The organism is Natrinema pallidum DSM 3751 (genome assembly GCF_000337615.1).
Classification (GTDB): Archaea; Halobacteriota; Halobacteria; order Halobacteriales; family Natrialbaceae; genus Natrinema; species Natrinema pallidum.
The window spans coordinates 51,003-71,671 of the sequence record NZ_AOII01000067.1; the positions used below are offsets into that span (position 1 = coordinate 51,003).

Genomic DNA, 20,669 nt, shown 5'->3' on the forward strand with positions numbered 1-20,669 from the left:
ACGAGGAGTCGGTCCCCGGTCGATGGCTTTCTCCAGGCGGAATCTCCGTGCGGCGGCCTCGCTTCCTCGAGAGTGGTCCCCGCACAGGCACACCCGTTCGATGCCGCCGGAATCCACGAACTGTCGTCGTTCGCAGCACGGTCGTCGCCTCCGTCAGTTCCGTCACTCGCGTCGGACCCATCGCCCATTGTGCTCCTCCCTCGAGTCGAAGACGGCGCGGAGACTGCTACGGGCAGCGCGAGGGCCGACCGGAGCCGGCGATTCGGCTTTCGCAGCAAGGTCGTGCGGGATGTTTATATCTCGGTAGAATGAACGGAATCATGCTTCCGGAATCCCTCCTGTGAGATTTGGAAGCCCGTCTCGGGTGCTACTACACCCGGGGCGTTTTCGTACGCCCCTCTCGGAGACGTGGCCTCCGCATTAATGGTTGGTCTGTTGTTACGTATGCTTACTGTTTCCGGCGGGGAAGTTATCGCTCGCCTCGAGCGAGCGCCGCACCCGCGCTCGATCAACTGGGTGAGAAAACGGCGAGCACTCGACCGCTACGCACGGCCGTCGTCGAGACCGGTCCCGGCCGGCGACTCGAGCACCACGGTTTCGCCGGCGGTCATCGAATCGCCCGTCTCGACCGCGATGTCCTCGATGTCGACTGCGGGCGGAAACAGCAGGTCGACGCGGCTGCCGAAGGCGATGTGGCCGATCCGATCGCCGCGCTCGAGGCCGTCGCCGCGCTCGGCGTAGGGATGGATACGACGGGCGAACGCCCCGGCGATCAGCGTTACCTCAGCGTCCGAATCCGGTTCGGCGGGGCTGGCGGTCGGCGTCTCCGCCGCTTCCGACTCTCCGTCGCCGTCCGCGGCCGTCGCCGACTCTCCGCCGGTCGCCGGCAGGTTCGGGGAGTCGGTCTCGAGGCGGACGTGGACGCGTTCGTTGCGATCGGACTCCTTCGAGAATGCGGGGCGGTTCGCGCCGGCGATATGTTCGACGTCGGTGACGCGGCCGGCGAACGGGGCGCGGACGACGTGGACGTGCCAGACGTTCATGAACACGCCGAGCCGGACCCGGTCGCCCTCCTCGCGGAGGACGGAGACGGTGCCGTCGGCCGGCGAGACGACGCCCGTCGGCGGCGGGGTGCGCTCGGGGTCGCGAAAGAACGCGAGCGTCCCGGCACCGACCGCGAGCGCGACGAGGCTCGCCGTGACGCTGACGAAGATGGCGAACGGGGCAGCGAGCAGGGGAAGGATGGCGTACTTCCAGGCCCCCGGCGCGAAGTTCATGAACGAATCGACGGGATCGAATCGTATGGCCGTTACGGAACGGTCATTCAGCGTCGCTCGCACGTCGACCGCGTGCAGTCCGGCGGCGCGGAACCCGGGGACCGATCCCACGGCTGGCGATCGTTCGTCGACCGGCGCGGCGACCGTGGCCGCTGACTCGCCGTCACCTGCTCGCCCGAGGGCCGTCGATCACCGCGGACTCGTTGCAGCGGCGACTGTAGGCCGGCCGTACCTCCCGATAGCCCGCGTCTTCCGCCGTCGCGGGCCGATTGCCGAACGAGCAGCGGGCTCGAGCGACCGACCCGGACACGGGGACGGTCGCATCCCGCGGCGATGCGGTCGCCGCGGATTGGGTTTTCCCGCCGCTACAGAGCCGCCGTGGCCGCTGGTGACCGAGCATAACAATGGGCCGCTTCGTGTCGCAAGCGATCGCCAGTGATGCAACGACGAACGTATCTCGGCGCGGCCGCGGCGGTCGCGCTCGCCGGCTGTTCGAGCACCGAAGAGGCAGAGAACGAGACCGCGGACGACGGGTCCGCCGAGGACGGAGCGGCGTCCGGCGACGGGGCTGAGGTCAACGCGTTCGACGACTTCGAGGACATCAGCGAGTGGAACGTTCCGATCGGGACCCTCTCGGCGGACGCCGATCGATCGTACACCGGGTCCCAATCCGCGCGGCTCGAGTCGGGCGACGGGGACGATCAGGTCAGACTCGTTCGGGATCTCGCAACGCCCCGCGATTTCTCGGGGACCCGTCCCGCACTGGCGCTGGCGACGGAGGAGCAGGCCGATATCGTCGTCCAGTTGCTCGACGAGGACGGCGACCGGATCGACTTCCGGCAGCGCATCCACACTGATACGCCGCTCGTACAGTGCAACTTCGGAATCGACACTATCGACGGCGACCCGGACTGGAGCGCCGTGAGCGAGGTTCAAATCATCCGCTGGACGGGCGAGGACGACAAAGGGGCGGTGTGGGTCGACGACCTCCGGTTCGTCGACGCGCCGGAGACCGGGCAGGTCATGCTCCAGTTCGACGGCGGCTACGAGACGGACTACACCCGCGCACTTCCGATTCTCGAGGAGTACGACTACCCGGCGGTATCGTTCCTCACGACGGGGCGAATCCGCGAGGCCGACAGCGACGAGGGCGAGCACCTCGTTCGCGATCAGGTGACGGCACTCGCCGATGCCGGCTGGACGATCGGGAGCCACTCGGCACACGGGGCTGACCTCACCGACCTCTCGTCGGATCGCGACCCCGAAACGGAGGTCAGCGACGCCGTGGCGTGGCTCGAGGACGCGGGGTTCGAGTCGGGCGCGCGGTACTTCTCGTATCCGTACGGTCGGTACGACGAGGACACGCTCGAGGCCGTCACGGCGCACCACGACCTCGCGTTCGCCGGTCGCTACCCGTCCCAGGGGGCCGCCGTGAACCCGCACCTCTGTTCGCGGGTCACCGCTCCCGACGCCGACGAGGCGCGTTCGATACTCGACCTCACCGCCGACCGAGGCGGCATCACGTCGCTCGCCTTCGGTAAACTCGACGACGACGCCGAGTCCGTGCTCGCGGAGACGGTCGCCTACCTCGCCGAGCTCGAATCGGCCGGCGAACTCGAGGTGATCCGCCCGTCGGATATCGAGGACACGGTCGGCCACTGACTGCCTCGTCCCGCCGCTCGAGCCGTCGCCGGCGCAGCGAACGCGGAAGTGTCGGGAGCGCGTCGTCGGGCACCCAGGGACGGTGTGTCCCGCCAATCTCAGTCCCAGAACGACTGCGTTCGGGCGTACTCCCGTTCCTTCGAGAGGATGTCGCGGTAGAACTCGGCTTCGTCCTCGCGGAGCTTGTTGATGATCTGGGCGGCGTTGTGGGGGCCGACCCCGCGGGCGGCCATGGCGATCACGGCCTGTTTCCCGTGGCTCTGTACGAGACTCGCCGCTCGGAACGCGCGTTCGGTCAGCTCCCGCTGCTCCGCGTCTTTTGCCTGGGACCTGACCGCCTGCACGACCTCGTCGGCCCACGGGTTCAGCGAGGCGATCCGCGTCGAGCCACAGTCGGGACACTCGGGTTGGTCGGCCACTCGCTTGACCGTCGTTTTCACCTTCCACTCCGTGCAGTGAGTACACAGCAGGATGACGCGGTCGTTCCGAAGCCGCTCTTTGACCGTCTGGATGACGCTCGCATCGGCGTTTTCCGGCGCGAGCAGTTCTTTGCCGCCCGAGGACCGACCCCCCAGTCCGACCGGCGTCCGGCCACGGTGGGTCACCACCTCGAGCGCCTCCGATTGGACCCCCTCGAGTACCGCACTCGCGCGCTCGATATCGAGGTCCTCGTGGAACACTTCCCGGATCGCCTCCTCGTACATCGGCGTGTCCTCGAGCGCCGAGAGCAACCGATCGTTCGAGAGCCGGCCAGAGCCCTTCGCTTGCCAGCGCTTGAGTGCGCCGAACTTCGCGGACACCTGCGTCAGCCGGAACGCGAGGGCGTCGGAGTTCTTGAGCCCGAGTTCGACGATCGTCTCGACGTGGTCCGGATCGGTCTCCTCGAGCACCTCGATGACCTCGCTGGTCGCGATCGAGTGCGGGACCTCGAGTTCGATCCGGTAGGGATCGGTCTCGAGACCAACCGAAGAACCGGCCCGCTGGCCCAGCAGCGCCGACAGCATCCGCCCGAGCGTCTCGTTGGCCGCGTGGCCGAAGGACGCGTTGAGGACGATCGTCCGCCCCTGTCGCTCGAGGACCAACCGCTCGGCCGTCGGCATCGGCGATTCGCCCTCGATCTGTCGCTCGAGTTGGGCGCAGGCCTCGGTCAGGGTGTACTCGTCGGCGGGATAGCGGCCCGCGAGTTCCCGACCGACCGCGGCGGCGTCGGCCCCGGCGGCCAACTGCGGCTCCGCAACGGCGCGAATCTCGCCGACCTCGCCCGCCACCGCGGCGGGAACGGGGATCTCCTGCCCGATCCAAGAGGGGACCTCGCCGGCGGGGTCTTCGATCGGGCTGACCTTGACTCGAGCCTCCTCGTCGTCGATCTCGGCGATCCGCCACATCTCGCCTCGCTGGATGAACACCGCGCCGGGCTGGGCGAAATTGACGACGAACCGCTCGTCTAAGGTTCCGATCTGGCCTCCCGAGGCGATGTCGTGGACCTCGTAGGTCTCCTCGTCGGGAATCATCGAGAGGTTCGCGTAGACGTACTGCCAGGTGCCGCCGGTGGTCTCGATGCGGTCCTCGCCCTCGTCGAACCACAGGATGCGGTTGCGATCGAGTTCCCCGATGATCTCACGGATCGTCGCTTCGGGCACGTTCCGGAACGGATACGACCGCGTGACGGTCTCGACGGCCTCGTCGACGGGGGTGTCCCCGCGGCTCTGGACGATCGCCGGCAACTGGTTGGCGACCACGTCCAGACTGCCCTCGTGGATCGCCGCCGGCTCAACCTCGCCATCGCGGGCCCGGCGGGCGATCGATAGCGCCTCGAAGGTGTCGTCCGGCCGCGTCGTGACGATCGTCCCGCTCGAGACCGCGTCCTGTCGGTGGCCCGCCCGCCCGATCCGCTGGAGGAGTCGCGTGACCTGCCGCGGGCTCTTGTACTGGATCACGTGATCGACCTGTCCGACATCGATCCCGAGCTCCATCGAGGACGTACACAGCAGCCCGTCGATCTCGCCGGCCTTGAACCGGTCCTCGACGTCGATCCGGGCCTCCTTCGAGAGCGAGCCGTGGTGAACCCCGATCGGTAACTCGAGTTCCTTGAACCGCGAGCCCAGCGCCTCGGCAGTCTGTCTCGTGTTAACGAAAATCAGTGTCGACTCGTGCTCGGCGACCAGGTCACGGATCACTCGGACGTGGCTGGCCGTGTCCGCTTCGGTCAGCAGTTCCCCCGCCAACCGCTCGTCTTCGGCCGTGACCTCGGGTTCGCGCACCGTCACGTCGACGTTGCTTCCGACGTCGATCTCGCGGATCTCACAGGGGCGGCCGCCCGTGAGGAACTGCCCGACTTCCGCCGGGTCGCCGACGGTCGCCGAGAGGCCGATCCGTTGGACCGGGCCGGCGAGGTCCCGGAGCCGCTCGAGGGCGATCGCCAACTGCGCGCCACGTTTCGAAGCGGCGAGTTCGTGGACTTCGTCGATCACGACGTGAGAAACGTCCGCGAGCGCCTCCCGAAGGCGCTCGCCCGTCAGCATCGCCTGCACGGTCTCGGGCGTCGTGATCAACACGTCCGGCGGATCCTCGGCTTGCTTGCTCCGCTGGTAGTCCGTGGTGTCGCCGTGGCGGACATCGACCGCGAGGTCGAGGTACTCGCCCCACCACTCGAGGCGGTCGCGCATGTCGCGGTTCAGGGCCCGCAGCGGGGTGATATAGAGCGCGCCGAATCCCTCCGGCGGACCGTCGCCGGCAACCAGGTGATCGAAGACGGGCAACATCGCCGTCTCGGTCTTGCCGCTCCCGGTGGGCGCGATCACCAGCGTGTTTTCGCCGGCCGACAGCGGCGGAATCGCCAGTCGTTGCGGTGCCGTCGGTCGGGAAAACCCGCGCTCGGAGAGCGCGCCACGAACCGTCGCTCCGAGGTGCGTAAACGCCGCGACATCCCCGTCAGTCATCGGAACGCGCTAGGCACGACCGGCGGATAAGCGCCACGTTTCCGGCATCTCGAGGGCCTCACTCGAGTCGGAACCGGATTCCGACGACCGCTGTCGCGTCCGGCGGCGTCACTCCTCGGACTCGGCGTCGTCGTCGGCGTCCACGTCGCCGGTGGGCTCGACATCGGGAGCGGTCTCCGAGGTCCCGCTTTCGGGACCGTCGATCGTGATGTCCGTGAGATCGTCGGAAACGGTAGCCCCGGCTCGATTCCGGAGGGTGTCGATCGATCGCTCGTCCGGTACGGTGTCGGTGGCTCGGTCCCGGAGTGCAGCGGGGACGGTGCCCTCCATCTCGTCCCGCACGTCGGCGACCGACTGGACGGGCACGTCGTCCCGCGGTCCCAGGACTCGTAAGACGGCGTAGGTGAACGCGAGCAGCCCGACCGCCGTGAGGAGATGGCCGCCGAGACGCCGCCAGGACGGAGCGGCAGCCGTCGATTTCGGTCCGGACGCCGCGTTCAACCGCTCGTCGGCGGGTGTTCGAGGTCGCATCATGACACGTACGGGCCCGGCGGGCAAGTGGGTTCCGGGTGCGAAAGTCGACACCGGTCACGGCCCCCGAGGCGACCGGCTCGCAGTCAGGCCTCGAGATGGTCGATCCGGGCGTAGCGGCCCGCTCGCCAGCCGGCGACGATCGCGACGACCGTGCCGACGACGAGCGCCAGCGCGAAGCCGCTGAGATAGACCTCGAGCGGCGTCTGCAGGAGGTTCTCGAAACCGAGGACCGACGCCGAGAACCGGTTCAGTCCGAGCACGGCAAGCGGCGTCGCCGCGAGACCGACGATCCCGCCGACCAAGCCGATGACGAGCCCCTGTGCGCCGATCGTGCCGGCGAGGACGCGTCGAGACAGGCCGATCGCCCGGAGCGCCGCGAGTTGCTCGCGTTGCTGGTGGGCCACGAGCGCGAACAGGTTCGCCGTCAGGACGACGCCGCCGACGACGGCGAGCCCGACCAGCGTCGCGCCGCTCGCAAGGACGACCGTCCGCTCTTCGATCATCGACGCGACCTGTTCGTCGCTAGTTCGTACGTCGTACTCGGGGTACGCCTCGCTGAGGTCGCTCGCGACGGCGTCCCGGTCGGCATCGTCCGCCACGTCCACAGTGATGAACGTCGCTCGGTCGGTTCCCGACGTGCCGGCGATCGCCTGTAAGTCACCCAGCGGCATCGTCACCGTCGGCGAACTCAGATACCGCGAATAGTAGTCCGCGGTCCCGACGACGGTGAACTCGTGGGCCGCGGCCGTTTGTCTGCTCGTCCCGACGGCGATCGTCTCCCCGACGGAGACGTTCATCGCGTCGGCGACGCGCGGGTCGATCACGATCTCGTTGGTCGTCGGCTCGTCGGGCGGGGGACCGGCGGCAGCCTCCTCGTCGACAGCGAACCCGCTCCCCGCCCGGAAATCGAACCCCTCGTGGGTTTTCTGGACCCCGACTGCGGGCCTGCGTTCCAGTTCCGAGGCGTTCGGTCCGACGTAGACATCGTACATCGCGATCGGAGACGCGGTCCGAACGTCATCCCGGGCGGTCATTTCGGCGGCCATCCCGTGGGCTCCCACAAGCGGGTTCTCGGTCCCGCTGGCGGCCGGATCGACCGGATCGCTCGAGACCCAGATGTCCCTGTTGGCCCGGTCCAGTCCCTTCTCGCCCTTTTCCACGACGCCGACGCCGAGGCTCGCCAGGACCGTCACCGAGAGCACGGCCAGCGTGACGGCGAGAACGGTCAGCGCCGTTCGACCGGGCGACCGCCGAAGCTGTGCGATCGCGAGCCCGACGACGGCGCGCGTTCTGACGATCGCGCGTCGCAGCATTATCGAGCCACCTCCTCGAGAACGGCCGTCCGCGCGGCCACAGCCAGCGGGTAGGGAACGGCGACCAGCCCCGCGACGAGCGCGACGCCGATCGCGTACGGGACGAACACCGGATGGAAGTGAGCGACCGTCCCCGGCGCGACGGTCGCACCGGCGACGGCGTTGACGGCAACGATGCCCGCCGCGCCGAGGCCGATGCCGACGATCGAACCCACCACCGTCGTGATCCCCGTCGACACCGCGACGACGGCGAGCCGGCTGCGGGTCGGGAAGCCGACCGACTCGAGGACCGCGAGGGTGCGCCGATCCTCGTCGACGGTCATTCCCATAGTCGTCGCGACGAACGACGCACAGACGGTCACGCCGACCAGCAGCGCGATCACGCTCGTCGCGAACGCCAGCCCGTCCTCGAACAGCGTCGACGGATCGGTGCCGCCGGCTACCTCGACCGCCGCAGCGGGGTAGGCGTCGGTGGCGGCCGACCGCGCCGCGTCGGCCTCGCCCCAGAGCAGCAGCCGATCGGCGAGTTCCCCGGTCTCCGCGCCCGAGAACGACTGGAGTTCGCTCAGGTGAACCAGTGCGATCGGCGCACCGCTACCGCCCGCCCCCCCGTCCGCGACGGCCGTCACCGTCACCGAGGGCGTCCCCCCACCGGCTCGCTCCGCCCCGCCCATCGAGACGGACAACTCGTCGCCCGCGGTGGCGTCGAGTCGCTCCGCGGCAGTCGGTGAGAGGACGAGCTCCCGATTCCGCGGTCCGTCGTAGCTCCCGTTGGCATAATGCGGGTCACCGGGCTCGAGAGCCGTGGTCGGCAGCCCCGCGACGGTTCGGGACTCCCCGTCCGGTACGAAGCCGATCAGTCGAACAGTTCGTGGGTCGCCGTCCGTCGACTCGAGTCGCGCCGTCTCGACTAACACCGGCGAGGCGTGCTCGACGCCGTCTCGCGAGCGGATCGCCGCGGCTCGCTCGTTGGTCGCGCCGAGTCGCGGCCCCTCGACGCCGTCGACCGACGACAGCGTCCCGCTCTCCTCGGGCGTGATCCGGACGTCCGCGTCGTCCGCGGTCGCCATGCCGCCGTCAGCGAGCGCCAGCGCGACGCCCGTCACGACGACCAGAAACGCGATCGTCAGCGCGACGGCAGCGACCGTCGACGTGATCCGGCCCCTCGTCGTTCGTGTCGCACGTCGCCACCATCTCGAGAGCGTCAGCCCGATGACCCCTCGCCAGCGCGTCCGACGCCGCGGCTCTGCGTCCACGGGAGGGTCCGCGGCCTCATCGGACATCGTCCACCCGTCCGTCACACAGGGTGACGACCCGATCCGCGACCGCGAGCGTGGCCTCGTCGTGTGAGGCGACCAGCACCGCCCGCTCGCGTCCGACATCGGTCAGCAACTCGAGGACATCCTGGCCCGTCGCCGTATCGAGTTCGCCCGTCGGCTCGTCGGCGACGATCACGTCCGGGTCCGTCGACAGCGCCCGCGCGATCGCGACGCGCTGGCGCTCGCCGCCGCTGAGTTCGCTCGGGAGATGGGTCGTTCGGTCGCCGAGCCCGACCGCCTCGAGCAACGTTGTCGCACGGTCCCGGCGGGCGGCCCGCGGAACGCCCGACTGGACGAGCGGCAACGCGACGTTCGCGCGAGCGGAGAGCGACGGGAGAAGGTGGAATCGCTGAAACACGATGCCGACATGGCGTCGCCGCAACCGCGTTCGCTCCGCGTCGGACAGCGCCGCGATGTCGGTTCCCCGAAGCTCGACGCTGCCCGCCGTCGGGACCAACAGCCCCGCGACCGCGTGTAACACCGTCGACTTCCCGCTCCCGCTCGGCCCCTCGAGTCCGACGATCGACCCGGTCGGGACGTCGAGGGCGACGTCACGGAGTGCGGTCACCGTCCGCTCGTCGCCCGAGCGAAACCGGCCGCCAGTCGACCCGTACTCGTGGGTGACTCCCTCGAGGCGGACGGCCGTCGCCGATTCGCGTTCGTCCGCCCGATCCCTCGCCGACGATCGCGAACCGCGTACTGATTGCTTGGACATTCGCAACGATCTCACTCCCAGCGGACGAGCCGGCGGCTCATTGTTTCGACCCGGTTACCCCTGTCAGACGGGCGCTACAGACCGTTGCCTGGAGACAACGGACTCGAGACCACGCGCGTGCAGGGGCTGTCCGGTCCGTTGGGTGCCGACGCGGGTCCGGACGCCGTCGACCTCGCCGACCTGATTCTCCCACGGGAGCTGCAACCGCTCGCCGCTCTCCCAGTGACGCATGTTCGGGAACCGCGGGCCGATGTTGTACGACGCTTTCCGTTCACCGCGGCCACGACCCTTGATATCCCACTCGTACAGGCGTTCGGCGTTGATACCGTCGGACAGCCGCGGCGCGAACCCCGACTTGCTGTAGCTCACCTCGAGGTGCCAGGGCTCGCCGTCGATCTCGGTCGTGATCTCGAGGTAACCCTCGAAGGGCGGTCCGAGCATGATCGACGAGAGCGCGTCGTAGGGGCCGCGGCCCCAGTCGGGCCACTTCCATCGGCCGTCGATCTCGTGCGGCGTCGTCTCGACCTGCGACACCGCTACTCACCTCGCTCGCGTTCGCTCTCGAGTAGGCCGGTCAGGACCGCGACGGGGTTCCACCATGTCGCACTCTGACAGCCGTAGCAGACGTGCTTGAACGACGTGCAGTCCGTCGCCTCAAGGACCGATGGATCGGTCTGCGGATCGACTTCCATCTCCACGAGCGTCGCGCGCTTGACGCGCGTCCGCCCGCAGCCGACGCAGACCGCATCGACCGGGATACCGGTCCGGCCAGCTGTCGAACTCGCCAACTCGGCCTCGAGGTCGCGGTCGTCCCGATCGGCGTCGACGCCCACCGCGGACCACCCCGATTTTCGAAGGCCCGGACGAACGGACCGTTAGACATCGGGCTCATTTCCGTGACGGCCGAGCGCTGTTTCCGGATCCGGAATCGAAACGGGCTGACCGGCAGCGGAGCCGCGGCTTATCCGGGCGTACGAGTCACACGAACCGCAGCGGTGCGCGCGATCGTCGTCGTCACCGAAAACGCGCCGGAATCGGTCACTGACATGGGCTCCGCAGTGCAGACACGTCGAGTGGTCGACCGATGGACCCAGCGTGACCGTCACGCTGACCACCCCGTCGATCGACTACAAAATTCGCCCGCAGGCGTCCACCCGGCACTGGAACCAAGTTCCACTCCGGATTTGGCCCCCGAGATCTGAAACGCGAAACCGCCAGTAAAGCCTCTCGGAGTGACGAAAACGACGTTATCCGGTTTGACTACGCTTCGGCGAGAATCCGAGTCCGCCCTCCCCGATTTGAACGGGGGGCAAGTCGATCTACAGTCGACTGCTCTACCAGTCTGAGCTAAGGGCGGGCGCACTCAAACGTAGCCGCCGTGGTACACATAAGGGTTATTATTCGGGACGAGGTGGAACGTGTCAGCGACCGTGATCAGCAGCATGATTGATATAGCAGGCGTGATAACACGGGAGCAACTCGCCAATGAGCAAGATCACGTTCCGCGCCGACGACGATCTCGTCGAGCAACTCGAGGAGCTGGACCGCTCCAAGAGTGAAGCGATGCGGGAGGCGCTGCGCTCGTATCTCGAGTCCGACGGAACGGCGCGGAGCGGTGGGGATCGGAACTGCGACACGAAGGGCGCAATCGACGAACTGGTTCGGAAACGGGTCGACGAACGACTCGAGGCTCGATTGCGTGAACTCGGACTCGAACGTGTGGACGCACGAACACCGTCGACGGATCCACAAGCCGTTACCGTTACCGTCTCGCTCGAGGGGGAACCGCGGTCCGACGAACGCGCCGATCGCGGGCGCACGCGCGAGACGGTAGTGACTCAGCCGACCGACGACGGAGAGCGGGCGCGGACTCACGAGCCGTCGGACACACCGTCCGGCGACGGTGACGTTCAGTGTAACCAGTGTGGCGACCAACTCGAGGGGAACCACGTATACTGTCCCAACTGCGGCGAAAAGGCCTCGCGGCGGTTGTTCTGTGACTGCGGCGACGAGGTCCGTTCGGACTGGTCGTTTTGTCCCGGGTGCGGTCGTCGGACACCGGCGGCGGACGTTCTCGAGTCCGACAATCACCAGTACTGACCGGTGTAAGACACTGAAAGTCAGACTCGGCGAAAGTTTTATTATCCAAGCCGGACATCCAATTATTCGCGTAAGACGGATTGTCTTACACCCGTCGAAAAGACGGAAAATCGCCCGATGTCGGGCAGTTCCGTCGTAAGACACGCCGCGTCTGACAGGGGCGCGCCACCGTCTTACCCAACGGGGAATACAACCATGGAGCGTGTGACACTGCGTATCCCGAAACAGCAGATCGAGGAAGTAGAGCAACTGGTCGACTCGGGCGAGTTCCCGAACCGGAGCGAAGCGATCCGGTCGGCCGTCCGTGAGATGATCAACGAGCAACAGGACGGACCCAGCGAACAGTCCGGTAAACGCAACTGGGCCAAGGTGTAACGATGCAGGATATCGTTCAGGACGCCTTAGAGAACGCGGAGGAAGAGGCCCGGGAGATGGACGCCCCGATGGACGACGACGAGTTCGGGGAGCCACGAATCGTCATCGTCGGCTGTGGCGGTGCCGGTAACAACACCATCAACCGGTTGTACAACATCGGTGTCGACGGTGCCGACACCGTGGCGATCAACACGGACAAACAGCACCTCAAGATGATCGAGGCCGACACGAAGATCCTCGTCGGTAAATCGCTCACGAACGGGCTCGGAGCCGGCGGCGACCCGTCGATGGGCGAACGCGCGACCGAGATGGCCCAGGGAACGATCAAGGAAGTGCTGGGCGACGCGGATCTCGTCTTCGTGACCGCGGGGATGGGCGGCGGGACCGGCACGGGTGCCGCCCCCGTCGTCTCGAAAATCGCCAAAGAGCAGGGTGCGATCGTCGTCGGGATGGTCTCGACGCCGTTCAACGTCGAGCGCGCCCGCACGGTCAAAGCCGAGGAAGGCTTGGAGAAGTTGCGTGATCAGGCCGACTCGATCATCGTACTGGACAACAACCGACTGCTCGATTACGTCCCGAACCTGCCGATCGGGAAAGCGTTCTCGGTGATGGACCAGATCATCGCCGAGACGGTCAAGGGCATCTCGGAGACGATCACACAGCCGTCCCTGATCAATCTGGACTACGCCGACATGTCCACGATCATGAACCAGGGCGGCGTCGCGGTGATGCTCGTCGGCGAGACCCAGGACAAGAACAAGACCGACGAAGTCGTCAAGGACGCGATGAACCACCCGCTGCTCGATGTCGACTACCGCGGCGCGTCGGGTGGCCTCGTCCACATCACCGGCGGTCCCGACCTCACGCTGAAAGAGGCCGAGGGCATCGCCGACAACATCACCGAGCGCCTCGAGGCCTCGGCGAACGTCATCTGGGGCGCCCGTATTCAGGAGTCGTACAAGGGTAAGGTGCGTGTCATGGCCATCATGACCGGCGTTCAGAGCGCACAGGTGCTTGGTCCGACGACCCAGAAGCAGGCCGACAAGTCCCGCCAGAGTATCGAGGGCGTGACCGAGGCCGACTTCGACGCGAGCAAGAACGTCGAGACCGGCAGCCCCGAGTTCGGCGCACAGAGCGACGGCGGCCGCGACGAGGTCGAGCGACAGAACGGCGTCGACGTGATCCGGTAATCACGATCGACCGGACGGTCCCGGCACGACCACACGACCGACACACCACCGTCGTGCCGGTCACCTCTCGAGTTCACGATCGCGTTTTGTCGACGCCCGACTCGGCAGTGGTGACGCTTGACTCGGACCCCGAGCCGGGCCACCGATACCGAGAAGGTGTCGTATCCGGTTTTCAGCGTATCGTTCGCCGAACCGGCCGTTTACGACCGTATACGGCTAAGGGAACGCATACGTCGAGGCACTCGCTCGGCCGCGATTGACGGATTACCGGGGCCGGACTCGAGAGCATCGACGAATGGAGGCGAGGACGGGAGTGCCGTCAGACCAGGGCCTCGAGCAGCGAGCACTTCCGGCACACGTCTCGCGTGGTCGTCGACCCGCACTCGACGCAGTCCTGTAGGTCGGCCCCGTCGTCGCCGGCGTACTTCTCGGCGGCGATCGTCGCGAGTTCCTCGTACCCGGAGAGGATCGAGTGGCGAGTGCCGGGATGGTTCTCCTCCAGGTCGTAGAGGAGTTGCTGGATCTCGCCGCGGTACGCCTCGCTGGCGTGGGGACATTCGGTGATGTGAGCGGGCAGATCGTTGAGGTGAGCGTAGAGGGCGACCTCCTTTTCCGGGACGTCCCGCAGCGGTTTCGCCCGCGGGACGAACTCGTCTTGCTCCTCGCGCTCGGAGAGGGGGCCGAGGCTGGCATCGAAGTGTTTCGCCATCTGTTCGACGTCACCTTCGAGCACGTTCATCAGCGCGGTCTGGGCCTCGTCGTCGAGATTGTGCCCGGTGAGAAGGAGATCGGCCTCGAGTTCCTCGGCGTATTTCGAGAGAAGGTCTCGCCGGAAGACTCCGCAGTAGGCACAAGCGGCCATGTTCTCGGGGTCGTCCTCGACGACATCGTCCATCCGGACGCCGAACTCCTCCTCGTAGCTGACGAGTTCGTGGCGGATCTCGAGGGCCTCGCAGAGTTCCACACAAGCCTCGACGGACTTGTCGCGGTAGCCTTCGATCCCCTCGTGAATCGTCAGCCCGACGAGTTCGATGCGGGGGTCCTCTGCGAACGTGTCGTGGAGGATCCGCGTGAGGACGACGCTGTCCTTGCCACCCGAGAGGCCGATCACCCAGGTTTGGGGGGTTTCGGGCGTCGCGTCGTGGGGAACGAGATCGTCCCGGCGGACTCGACGGCGCACCCGCTTTTCGACCGATTCGCGGAAGTGATCCGCACAGAGGTGTGCCCCGGAGTAGGCGGCGTGCATGACCGCCTCCTCGTCACAGCGGTTACAGTCCATTAGCGGTTCGTTGTCGGTCGCCGCCAATCACGGTTTCGTCTGGCGGAGACGACCGACGGCGTCCGACAGGGTCTGCGGTGCGGTTGGCCGCAGTCAACGCGCCGAGCGAGGCTGGTGTCGGACGGACCCGGGCGAGCGGGTTCAAGCGGGAGCCGATTCCCGCTCCTCGACGGCCGCGGAGCCGTTCTCGAGGGCGGCAAGCAGGCGATCGACGTAGTGGTCGCGAGCGGCCGAGGAGAACAGTTCGTGGCCGCCGTTGTAGAGGACGACGTGTTCGGCGGGCACCCGCTCGCCGATCGGCCGGAGGCTGACGACGGGATCGCGCAGCGAACAGAAGACGACCGCGTCGTGGTCGATTGTCAGGAGTTCGTCCTGTGCGCGACGGGTCTCACGGACGAACGCCGGCGAGACCCACGACGGCGTCGTCTCGATCTGGTGGTCCGTCGTCCGCTCGCCCAGCGCATCCTCGTCGAGGTCACCGATCGGGAGACACGGGAACGTCGTCGGGAGGGTCGACACCGCATCCAACAGCGGCTCCGGGAAGTTCTCGCCGTATCCCCACCACGGGCTCAGGTAGACGTGGTTGTCCGCGCCGTCCAAAGCCTGCGCGACGAGCGCCCCCGCGCTGTGGCCCAGCAGCTGGTACGTCCCGAGATCGCGGACGTACTCGGCGACGGGCTCGAGCCAGTCGGCTTTGAAATCGTCGATATTCGTGGGGAGTTCGAACGCGTGTACGCGGTAGCCGGCATCGGTCAACTGTCCGATGAGCCAGCTGACGTTTTCGTGAGTCCAGCGGTTGCCCCAGCCCATGACGAAGACGAGATCCTCGTCGCCGTCCGCGTTGAAGATCCGGTGTCGCATAGGATTCCGTTCATCGGGTACCGATAAAAAACCTGATCTCTTACTGCGGCGCTCGAGACGGTCGCGGCGTCGTGGCAGTGCGACCGCGACTGCCGCGGGCACGACGCCGCGGAACCGCTGACGCATGTCGCGATCGGCACTGGGAAACGTCTTTGCGCGTCGACGCCCAAGGGAGCCCAATGACCGGATTGGCCCGCAGTGACGCGGTCGATCGCCTCGCGCGGATCGTCGAAACCGTCGCGACCGAGCGGATGCCGGTCCCGGTCCGCGAGGTGTGGGCCGTCGGCGATGTCGCGCTCGGTCTCGATCCCGTCGAGCGCCTGGACGTCTACGTGACCAAGGACGTCCTGCTGCGCGACGACAGCGAACCGACCGACGCGAGCGCCGACGGGGACGAGTCGGACGAACGGGACCCGAATGCCCGGTTCCGCGAGTCCCACGGCATCGAGGGCGTCGGAAAGTCCGTACGGGCGGACTGGGCGACCGAGTTTCCCGACTATCTCCGGGCCAATGCGAACGGCCACGCCGCGCCCGAACGGTGTCTCGCCGCACACCTCCTCACGGACGACGAACCGGTCCATCTCGAGGTCTGTAACTCGTCGTTCGAGGACAACGTTACACAGCGGCTGCGGGGTGCACAACTGCGCGAGGACTACACCCAGTTGCTCGATCCGCGCGGAGTCTGTCTCTGGGCTGAGGGGACCAGAAGCGACGAGGCGTTTCGGAAGCTCCGAGCGGGCGACCTGGCGCTGCCGACGCTGTCGGCGGCCCTCGAGATGCTCGGACTGGACGACGACGAGGCCGAGACGGCGGCCCGCGAACTCCACGCCTGGCGCGACCGACAAGACGGCGTAACGGTTCGTGGAGACGTCGTCTAAGATTGCCGTCGGAGTCGACGGCTGATCCATACCCGTGCCGCTGTCGTGGACTCCTCAGTGGATATCGGTCCGGCCGAACCACAGTTGGCTCGCGACGAGGAAAGCGAGCGTCATCGCGACGAGAATCCCCGCCCCGGCGAGATCGTAGCGTCCCTCGAGCAACACCGCGTTCGGGTCGTAGTAGCGCATCGGCGCGATCGCACCGATCGTCTCGGCGTCGGTGCCGGTGAGCAGCGACTCGGACAGGAAGAGTACGAACGTGACCCCGAGCGCAACCCGCTGAGCGATCGCCGCGCGATCGAAGACGACCGACGCGAGCAAGCCGATCCCGGCGCAGGCGAACAAATAGGGGATCGACAGCACGTGGACCGCGAGCACGTCCGCGACGGCGAGGGGGTGGTCGATCAGTCGCGCACCGACGACGACGACGACCGGCGGCAGGAGGTTCGCACCGAGGATCGGCACCGCAATCGCGGCGAACCGCTCGGCGACCAGCCGCCGCCGGGAGAGCGGCATCGAAAGCAGGACGTCCATCCGACCGCGATCGACATCGTCGGCGATCGTGCCTGCCGTACTGTAGGCCAGATACAGGCCGAGCATGATGACCCATCCGAAGGTGTACAGCTCGAACGAGAGGAACCCACCCAGACTCGTCATCGTTTGGACGCCCATCACCTGTAGAATCGGGTCGGGATAGGCGGCAAGCAACTGGTCGAGGTCGACTTCGGCCTCGAACGACGGGTAGACCCAGATGACCATCGCGGCGAGCGCGGACAGCCCGACCGAGAGAGCGATGCTTCCGCGAACGCGGCGTCGGCCGTCGTACCATGTCAGTTCAAACATCGCCGCTCCCACCCCGGTCGGTACCGGCCGCCGCCTGCTCGGTCGCGGCCGGTGAATCGGTGGCATCACCGCCGTAAAACCGCATGAACACGTCCTCGAGCGGCGCTTCCTCGATCGAGAGGTCGACCAGTCGGTACTCCCGGATGGCCGCGAGCAGGGCGTTGATGTCGCCGGTGAACGTAAAGACGTATTCGGCCCCGTCGCTCGGGCCGGCCCCGCCGTTGGACTCGAGCCCGTGAACGCCGTCGACCTCGAGCGAGCGAATCGGAATCGGCTCGTCGGCGTGGAGTCGGACGAACTTGCCGCTCCTGTCCAACAGCGATTCGACGGGTTCGACCGTGACCAACCGTCCGTCACGAATGATCCCGACGCGGTCACACAGTTTGCGGACCTCGCTCAGGATGTGCGAGGAGAAAAACACCGTCACCTCTGCGTTCCGTTCGGCTCGGACGAACTCGTTGAACCGCTGTTGGAGCAAGGGGTCGAGCCCGCCGGTCGGTTCGTCCAAGATCACCAGGTCGGGATCGTGCATGAACGTCGTCACCAGTCCCAGTTTCTGTACGTTTCCCCGCGAATACTCCCTGATCTCGCGGTCGAGCGGTGGGTCGAACAGCGCGAGCAACTCCGCGCTGCGCTCGTCGCCCTTGAGCGACGCGTGCAGGTCGAGGATCTCGCGACCGGTCGCCGTCTCGTCGAACGCCGGATCGTCAGGGAGGTAGCCGAGTCGGCGTTTGGCCTCGAGTAGTTGCGCCTCGTCGGTCACGTCCCGGCCGAGCAGCCGGATCGTTCCGGCGGTCGGGGAGAGCAGTCCGAGTACCGTCCGGATCGTCGTCGTCTTCCCCGCGCCGTTCGGGCCGAGGTAGCCGAAGACCTCGCCGCGCTCGACGGCGAACGTGACGCCGTCGTTGGCGCGCACCTCGCCATAATCCTTGGTGAGTCCCTCGAGTTCGATCGCTGCCATACCGACCCCGTCGACGGCCGGCCGTATGTAACCGGGCGTCGATCCACCGTCCTCTGCTCGAATCGGACCGGACGCAGTTGGCTCTCGGTTCGCGCCGACTCGGACCCGTTACGGGACGATCTGAGTGAGGATCGTCGACTCGATCTTTCGCAGGTGGCCGCCGACCGTCCCCCCGGTACAGCCCAGTTCTTCGCCGATGTCGTCGTGGGTCACCGCTCGCGGAACGTCGTAGTACCCCATATCGACGGCGGTCCGGAGGATCTCCTGTTGGCGGGCGGTGAGCTGGGAGAACAGCCGGCCCGTGCTCGGTTCGTATCGCCCCGTCTTGAGGAGTTTGAGCCTGATCCCGTCGGGAACGTCCGGAACGGCCGCCTGAAAGCTCTTCACGTCACCGATCATCGTGACCCGCAGGCCGCCACGGCGCGTGAACTCGAGAGGGGTATCGTAGATAAATTCGAACTCCCTCAGCATGCTCAACAGCCCGACGAGGCGCTCGTGAGCCTCGAGATGGACGTAGGCGTGGTGCTCGCCATCGGCGCTCGAGAGTTGGAACTGGTTGACCATCGGCGACTCCGACAGGATCGACTCGAGCACGGTTCGCTTCCCCGAGAACCGGTAGAGTACGACGATCGTCTCGTCGGCGAGGAGGTTGACGTTATGGAGGAGTTCACGCGTCACATCGGGATGGTCCGCGATCCGCCGATCGAGCGGGTGCAGTCCCTCGTCGTCGGGGATAATAACGCATTTCGCGTATCTCATTGTCCGACAGTCACGACATCGTACACGTATTTTTCAGTATCGTTCACCATATATTTGTCCGACAGGAACGTACGATCTCGGTACAGCAGACCATGCTCCCGTCGGTTCCTGTCCGCTTCGTTCGCATGCTCCGACACGACCCGTTCTTCGCAATAGGCGTTCCCCCGCGTTTCCACGACTCTTTATACCAGTTGGGATGGCGATCCGTTCACTACCCCCTCGAGCGGCTGTCGTGGGTTCCCGATCGAACCTCATCTATTACCCCCGTAATATTTCCCCACGGTCGGTTATAAATGCCCCCGTATACAAGGAGGAAAAATGATCCGAGGTCGTGTTGGGTGTGCACTTGTGACGTTCGAAATGACTCCGCAATATCGAAGCGGACACGGCGTGAAATCGGCGAATAGGACGAAAGCGGCCGAACCGATCGTCCGGGGGTGGGTTTAGTATGTACCGCCGAAAGCGACTCGCGGTCGGGACCTGCGCCTCGTTTCTGGTCGTCGCCATGGTCGGTCTCGTCGTCCTCTCGTCGGGGACGGCCTACGCGACGGCGATGGCCACCGCTGAGGGCGGCGGCTTTACCGTCACGGCCGACGAGATCAGGTCGGACGAGTTCCTCCTCTATCCCAGCGTCGGGGAGAACACCGAGGGGACGACGCCGGTCGCCGTCGTCGAACAGCGCGGCGTCGAGATCGACGGCATGGTACTGAGCGGGGAGAAGTCCATTCCCCTGATCGACGGTTCGATGGAGATCTCGTTCGCCGCCGACGAGACGGTCAAGGCCGACGAGCAGTACATCAAAATGACCAACTTGCAAGCCGAGGAGGCGACGTTCAACGGACAGGTCGTCAACGCTCAAGCGAGCGACAATCCGGAAAAGCAGTTCCAGCAGACCGCCGGCGAGAACGCCGATCCCGAGGACGGCTACCTCACGGACATCTCCGCCGACAGTCCCGGAATGGTGCAAAAAGACGTCGAAATGGATGCGGTGTACCTCGCCTCCAACGAGATCACACTCCCCGGTCTCGACGTCGACGTGGAGTACCACCCCGACGGGTGATCGTCCATGTCGTCCGAAAGCGGCCAGAACGAGTCCGAGACGCTTCCCGCACGGGTTCGCCGGTTGATCGGTTCCCGATGGAGTCGGTTCAACGCCTGGCGGAGGGGACGCCCGTTCTTCGGTGGCCTCCTGCTGTGCCTGGCCGGCCTCCTCATCACGTGGGTGCCGATGCGAATCCTGCCGGATATCGCCTTCATCGGCGGAGAGATGACCGGCTTTCTCGCGATCGGTGCTCTCTTCGGCGTGTTCGTCTTTCTGTCGGGACTCTACGCGCTGTCGAGGCCCGCTCGAGCCCATGGAGCCGGCGTCGTCGGGATCATCCTGTCGATCTTCTCGCTGTTCGGCTCGCTCGGCGGGTTGCTGGTCGGCATGCTGCTCGGCATCGTCGGAGGGAACCTCTGTATCGCCTGGAAGCCAAGGGACGACGCCGTCGACGAGGCCGTCTCCGAGCCGAGCGTGATCGACAAAGCGGCGGCCCGGATCAACGCGGGGTTCGCTCGCCTCGTCGGCACGGTCATCCTGGGCTGTCGCGCGGGCCTCGAACGCATCAAGCGGCGGGGGGCCGACGAGTGAGGTCAGGAAGAACGCGACCGACGGACTGCCC

Annotated in this window: 20 protein-coding genes, 1 tRNA gene and 1 pseudogene; 7 read left to right on the plus strand and 15 right to left on the minus strand. The window is 66.6% G+C overall.

Going from position 1 to position 20,669, the window contains the following annotated elements:
• Window positions 1-542: 542 nt before the first annotated feature.
• Window positions 543-1,277, minus strand: a complete 735-nt coding sequence (locus tag C487_RS10350) for a protein sorting system archaetidylserine decarboxylase (RefSeq protein ID WP_049908082.1) — start codon at window positions 1,275-1,277, stop codon at window positions 543-545.
• Between the two features lie 438 nt (window positions 1,278-1,715).
• Between C487_RS10350 and C487_RS10355 the strand changes: the two genes are divergently transcribed.
• Window positions 1,716-2,939: a polysaccharide deacetylase family protein gene (locus C487_RS10355; protein WP_006185694.1), complete on the plus strand. Its 1,224-nt coding sequence runs from the start codon at window positions 1,716-1,718 to the stop codon at window positions 2,937-2,939.
• Window positions 2,940-3,037: 98 nt separating this feature from the next.
• Here C487_RS10355 and C487_RS10360 read toward each other — a convergent pair whose 3' ends face one another.
• The 9 genes and pseudogenes from C487_RS10360 to C487_RS10400 all read right to left on the minus strand — a co-directional run bounded on the left by C487_RS10360 (window position 3,038) and on the right by C487_RS10400 (window position 11,116).
• Window positions 3,038-5,878: a DEAD/DEAH box helicase gene (locus C487_RS10360; RefSeq protein ID WP_006185695.1), complete on the minus strand. Its 2,841-nt coding sequence runs from the start codon at window positions 5,876-5,878 to the stop codon at window positions 3,038-3,040.
• Between the two features lie 108 nt (window positions 5,879-5,986).
• Window positions 5,987-6,409, minus strand: a complete 423-nt coding sequence (locus tag C487_RS10365; RefSeq protein WP_241431080.1) for a hypothetical protein — start codon at window positions 6,407-6,409, stop codon at window positions 5,987-5,989.
• Window positions 6,410-6,495: 86 nt separating this feature from the next.
• Window positions 6,496-7,725 carry an ABC transporter permease gene (locus tag C487_RS10370; RefSeq protein WP_006185697.1) on the minus strand — a complete coding sequence of 410 codons (1,230 nt, stop codon included), beginning with the start codon at window positions 7,723-7,725 and terminating at the stop codon, window positions 6,496-6,498.
• The gene (locus C487_RS10375; RefSeq protein ID WP_049908083.1) at window positions 7,725-9,008 is read right to left on the minus strand and encodes an ABC transporter permease; all 1,284 of its coding nucleotides are present in this window, start codon (window positions 9,006-9,008) and stop codon (window positions 7,725-7,727) included. Before C487_RS10375 ends, C487_RS10370 begins: the two co-directional genes overlap by 1 nt.
• The gene (locus tag C487_RS10380) at window positions 8,998-9,759 is read right to left on the minus strand and encodes an ABC transporter ATP-binding protein (RefSeq protein ID WP_006185699.1); all 762 of its coding nucleotides are present in this window, start codon (window positions 9,757-9,759) and stop codon (window positions 8,998-9,000) included. The genes C487_RS10375 and C487_RS10380 overlap by 11 nt, the downstream gene beginning before the upstream one ends.
• 102 nt (window positions 9,760-9,861) lie before the next feature.
• Window positions 9,862-10,293 (minus strand): annotated as a pseudogene (locus C487_RS10385) (DUF7845 domain-containing protein); the annotation flags it as partial.
• Between the two features lie 2 nt (window positions 10,294-10,295).
• Entirely contained in the window at window positions 10,296-10,592 is a 297-nt protein-coding gene (locus C487_RS10390; RefSeq protein WP_006185701.1) for a hypothetical protein, read from the minus strand.
• Between the two features lie 42 nt (window positions 10,593-10,634).
• The gene (locus C487_RS21525) at window positions 10,635-10,874 is read right to left on the minus strand and encodes a DUF7563 family protein (protein WP_006185702.1); all 240 of its coding nucleotides are present in this window, start codon (window positions 10,872-10,874) and stop codon (window positions 10,635-10,637) included.
• A gap of 168 nt (window positions 10,875-11,042) precedes the next feature.
• Window positions 11,043-11,116: transfer RNA gene (locus C487_RS10400), tRNA-Tyr, on the minus strand.
• Between the two features lie 128 nt (window positions 11,117-11,244).
• Between C487_RS10400 and C487_RS10405 the strand changes: the two genes are divergently transcribed.
• From C487_RS10405 to ftsZ, 3 genes are all read left to right on the plus strand, one after another.
• Window positions 11,245-11,859: a ribbon-helix-helix protein, CopG family gene (locus tag C487_RS10405; protein WP_006185703.1), complete on the plus strand. Its 615-nt coding sequence runs from the start codon at window positions 11,245-11,247 to the stop codon at window positions 11,857-11,859.
• A 195-nt stretch (window positions 11,860-12,054) separates the two neighbouring features.
• The gene (locus tag C487_RS10410; RefSeq protein ID WP_006185704.1) at window positions 12,055-12,234 is read left to right on the plus strand and encodes a ribbon-helix-helix domain-containing protein; all 180 of its coding nucleotides are present in this window, start codon (window positions 12,055-12,057) and stop codon (window positions 12,232-12,234) included.
• A 2-nt stretch (window positions 12,235-12,236) separates the two neighbouring features.
• Window positions 12,237-13,424 (plus strand): cell division protein FtsZ, encoded by a 1,188-nt coding sequence (gene ftsZ, locus C487_RS10415; RefSeq protein ID WP_006185705.1) that lies wholly within the window; start codon window positions 12,237-12,239, stop codon window positions 13,422-13,424.
• Window positions 13,425-13,743: 319 nt separating this feature from the next.
• Here the strand turns inward: ftsZ and ncsA are convergent, their stop codons facing one another.
• Entirely contained in the window at window positions 13,744-14,703 is a 960-nt protein-coding gene (gene ncsA / locus C487_RS10420) for a tRNA 2-thiolation protein NcsA (protein WP_006185706.1), read from the minus strand.
• Window positions 14,704-14,844: 141 nt separating this feature from the next.
• Entirely contained in the window at window positions 14,845-15,564 is a 720-nt protein-coding gene (locus C487_RS10425; protein ID WP_006185707.1) for an alpha/beta fold hydrolase, read from the minus strand.
• 179 nt (window positions 15,565-15,743) lie between these two features.
• Here C487_RS10425 and C487_RS10430 point away from each other — a divergent pair, with 179 nt between their 5' ends.
• Complete coding sequence (locus tag C487_RS10430; protein ID WP_006185708.1) at window positions 15,744-16,442, plus strand: DUF7095 family protein; 699 nt, start codon at window positions 15,744-15,746, stop codon at window positions 16,440-16,442.
• A 54-nt stretch (window positions 16,443-16,496) separates the two neighbouring features.
• Here C487_RS10430 and C487_RS10435 read toward each other — a convergent pair whose 3' ends face one another.
• The 3 genes from C487_RS10435 to C487_RS10445 form a co-directional block, all read right to left on the minus strand.
• Window positions 16,497-17,285 (minus strand): ABC transporter permease subunit, encoded by a 789-nt coding sequence (locus tag C487_RS10435; protein WP_006185709.1) that lies wholly within the window; start codon window positions 17,283-17,285, stop codon window positions 16,497-16,499.
• Window positions 17,278-18,246, minus strand: coding sequence for an ABC transporter ATP-binding protein (locus C487_RS10440; protein WP_006185710.1), 969 nt, complete (start codon window positions 18,244-18,246; stop codon window positions 17,278-17,280). The genes C487_RS10435 and C487_RS10440 overlap by 8 nt, the downstream gene beginning before the upstream one ends.
• Before the next feature lie 108 nt (window positions 18,247-18,354).
• The gene (locus tag C487_RS10445; RefSeq protein ID WP_006185711.1) at window positions 18,355-19,005 is read right to left on the minus strand and encodes a helix-turn-helix domain-containing protein; all 651 of its coding nucleotides are present in this window, start codon (window positions 19,003-19,005) and stop codon (window positions 18,355-18,357) included.
• A gap of 448 nt (window positions 19,006-19,453) precedes the next feature.
• Here C487_RS10445 and C487_RS10450 point away from each other — a divergent pair, with 448 nt between their 5' ends.
• Window positions 19,454-20,065 (plus strand): DUF6230 family protein, encoded by a 612-nt coding sequence (locus tag C487_RS10450; RefSeq protein WP_006185712.1) that lies wholly within the window; start codon window positions 19,454-19,456, stop codon window positions 20,063-20,065.
• Between the two features lie 6 nt (window positions 20,066-20,071).
• Window positions 20,072-20,638 (plus strand): DUF6114 domain-containing protein, encoded by a 567-nt coding sequence (locus C487_RS10455; RefSeq protein ID WP_006185713.1) that lies wholly within the window; start codon window positions 20,072-20,074, stop codon window positions 20,636-20,638.
• Window positions 20,639-20,669: the final 31 nt, after the last annotated feature.

What these genes read in the sequence shown, in the direction of transcription:
- C487_RS10445 (WP_006185711.1), bottom strand. Translation starts at nt 19,005, where the DNA reads ATGAGATACGCGAAATGCGTTATTATCCCCGACGACGAGGGACTGCAC.
- C487_RS10430 (WP_006185708.1), top strand. Translation starts at nt 15,744, where the DNA reads ATGACCGGATTGGCCCGCAGTGACGCGGTCGATCGCCTCGCGCGGATC.
- C487_RS10440 (WP_006185710.1), bottom strand. Translation starts at nt 18,246, where the DNA reads ATGGCAGCGATCGAACTCGAGGGACTCACCAAGGATTATGGCGAGGTG.
- C487_RS10375 (WP_049908083.1), bottom strand. Translation starts at nt 9,008, where the DNA reads ATGTCCGATGAGGCCGCGGACCCTCCCGTGGACGCAGAGCCGCGGCGT.
- C487_RS10425 (WP_006185707.1), bottom strand. Translation starts at nt 15,564, where the DNA reads ATGCGACACCGGATCTTCAACGCGGACGGCGACGAGGATCTCGTCTTC.
- ftsZ (WP_006185705.1), top strand. Translation starts at nt 12,237, where the DNA reads ATGCAGGATATCGTTCAGGACGCCTTAGAGAACGCGGAGGAAGAGGCC.
- C487_RS10350 (WP_049908082.1), bottom strand. Translation starts at nt 1,277, where the DNA reads ATGAACTTCGCGCCGGGGGCCTGGAAGTACGCCATCCTTCCCCTGCTC.
- C487_RS10450 (WP_006185712.1), top strand. Translation starts at nt 19,454, where the DNA reads ATGTACCGCCGAAAGCGACTCGCGGTCGGGACCTGCGCCTCGTTTCTG.
- C487_RS10405 (WP_006185703.1), top strand. Translation starts at nt 11,245, where the DNA reads ATGAGCAAGATCACGTTCCGCGCCGACGACGATCTCGTCGAGCAACTC.
- ncsA (WP_006185706.1), bottom strand. Translation starts at nt 14,703, where the DNA reads ATGGACTGTAACCGCTGTGACGAGGAGGCGGTCATGCACGCCGCCTAC.
- C487_RS10365 (WP_241431080.1), bottom strand. Translation starts at nt 6,409, where the DNA reads ATGCGACCTCGAACACCCGCCGACGAGCGGTTGAACGCGGCGTCCGGA.
- C487_RS10355 (WP_006185694.1), top strand. Translation starts at nt 1,716, where the DNA reads ATGCAACGACGAACGTATCTCGGCGCGGCCGCGGCGGTCGCGCTCGCC.
- C487_RS10410 (WP_006185704.1), top strand. Translation starts at nt 12,055, where the DNA reads ATGGAGCGTGTGACACTGCGTATCCCGAAACAGCAGATCGAGGAAGTA.
- C487_RS10360 (WP_006185695.1), bottom strand. Translation starts at nt 5,878, where the DNA reads ATGACTGACGGGGATGTCGCGGCGTTTACGCACCTCGGAGCGACGGTT.
- C487_RS10380 (WP_006185699.1), bottom strand. Translation starts at nt 9,759, where the DNA reads ATGTCCAAGCAATCAGTACGCGGTTCGCGATCGTCGGCGAGGGATCGG.
- C487_RS10435 (WP_006185709.1), bottom strand. Translation starts at nt 17,285, where the DNA reads ATGTTTGAACTGACATGGTACGACGGCCGACGCCGCGTTCGCGGAAGC.
- C487_RS10370 (WP_006185697.1), bottom strand. Translation starts at nt 7,725, where the DNA reads ATGCTGCGACGCGCGATCGTCAGAACGCGCGCCGTCGTCGGGCTCGCG.
- C487_RS10455 (WP_006185713.1), top strand. Translation starts at nt 20,072, where the DNA reads ATGTCGTCCGAAAGCGGCCAGAACGAGTCCGAGACGCTTCCCGCACGG.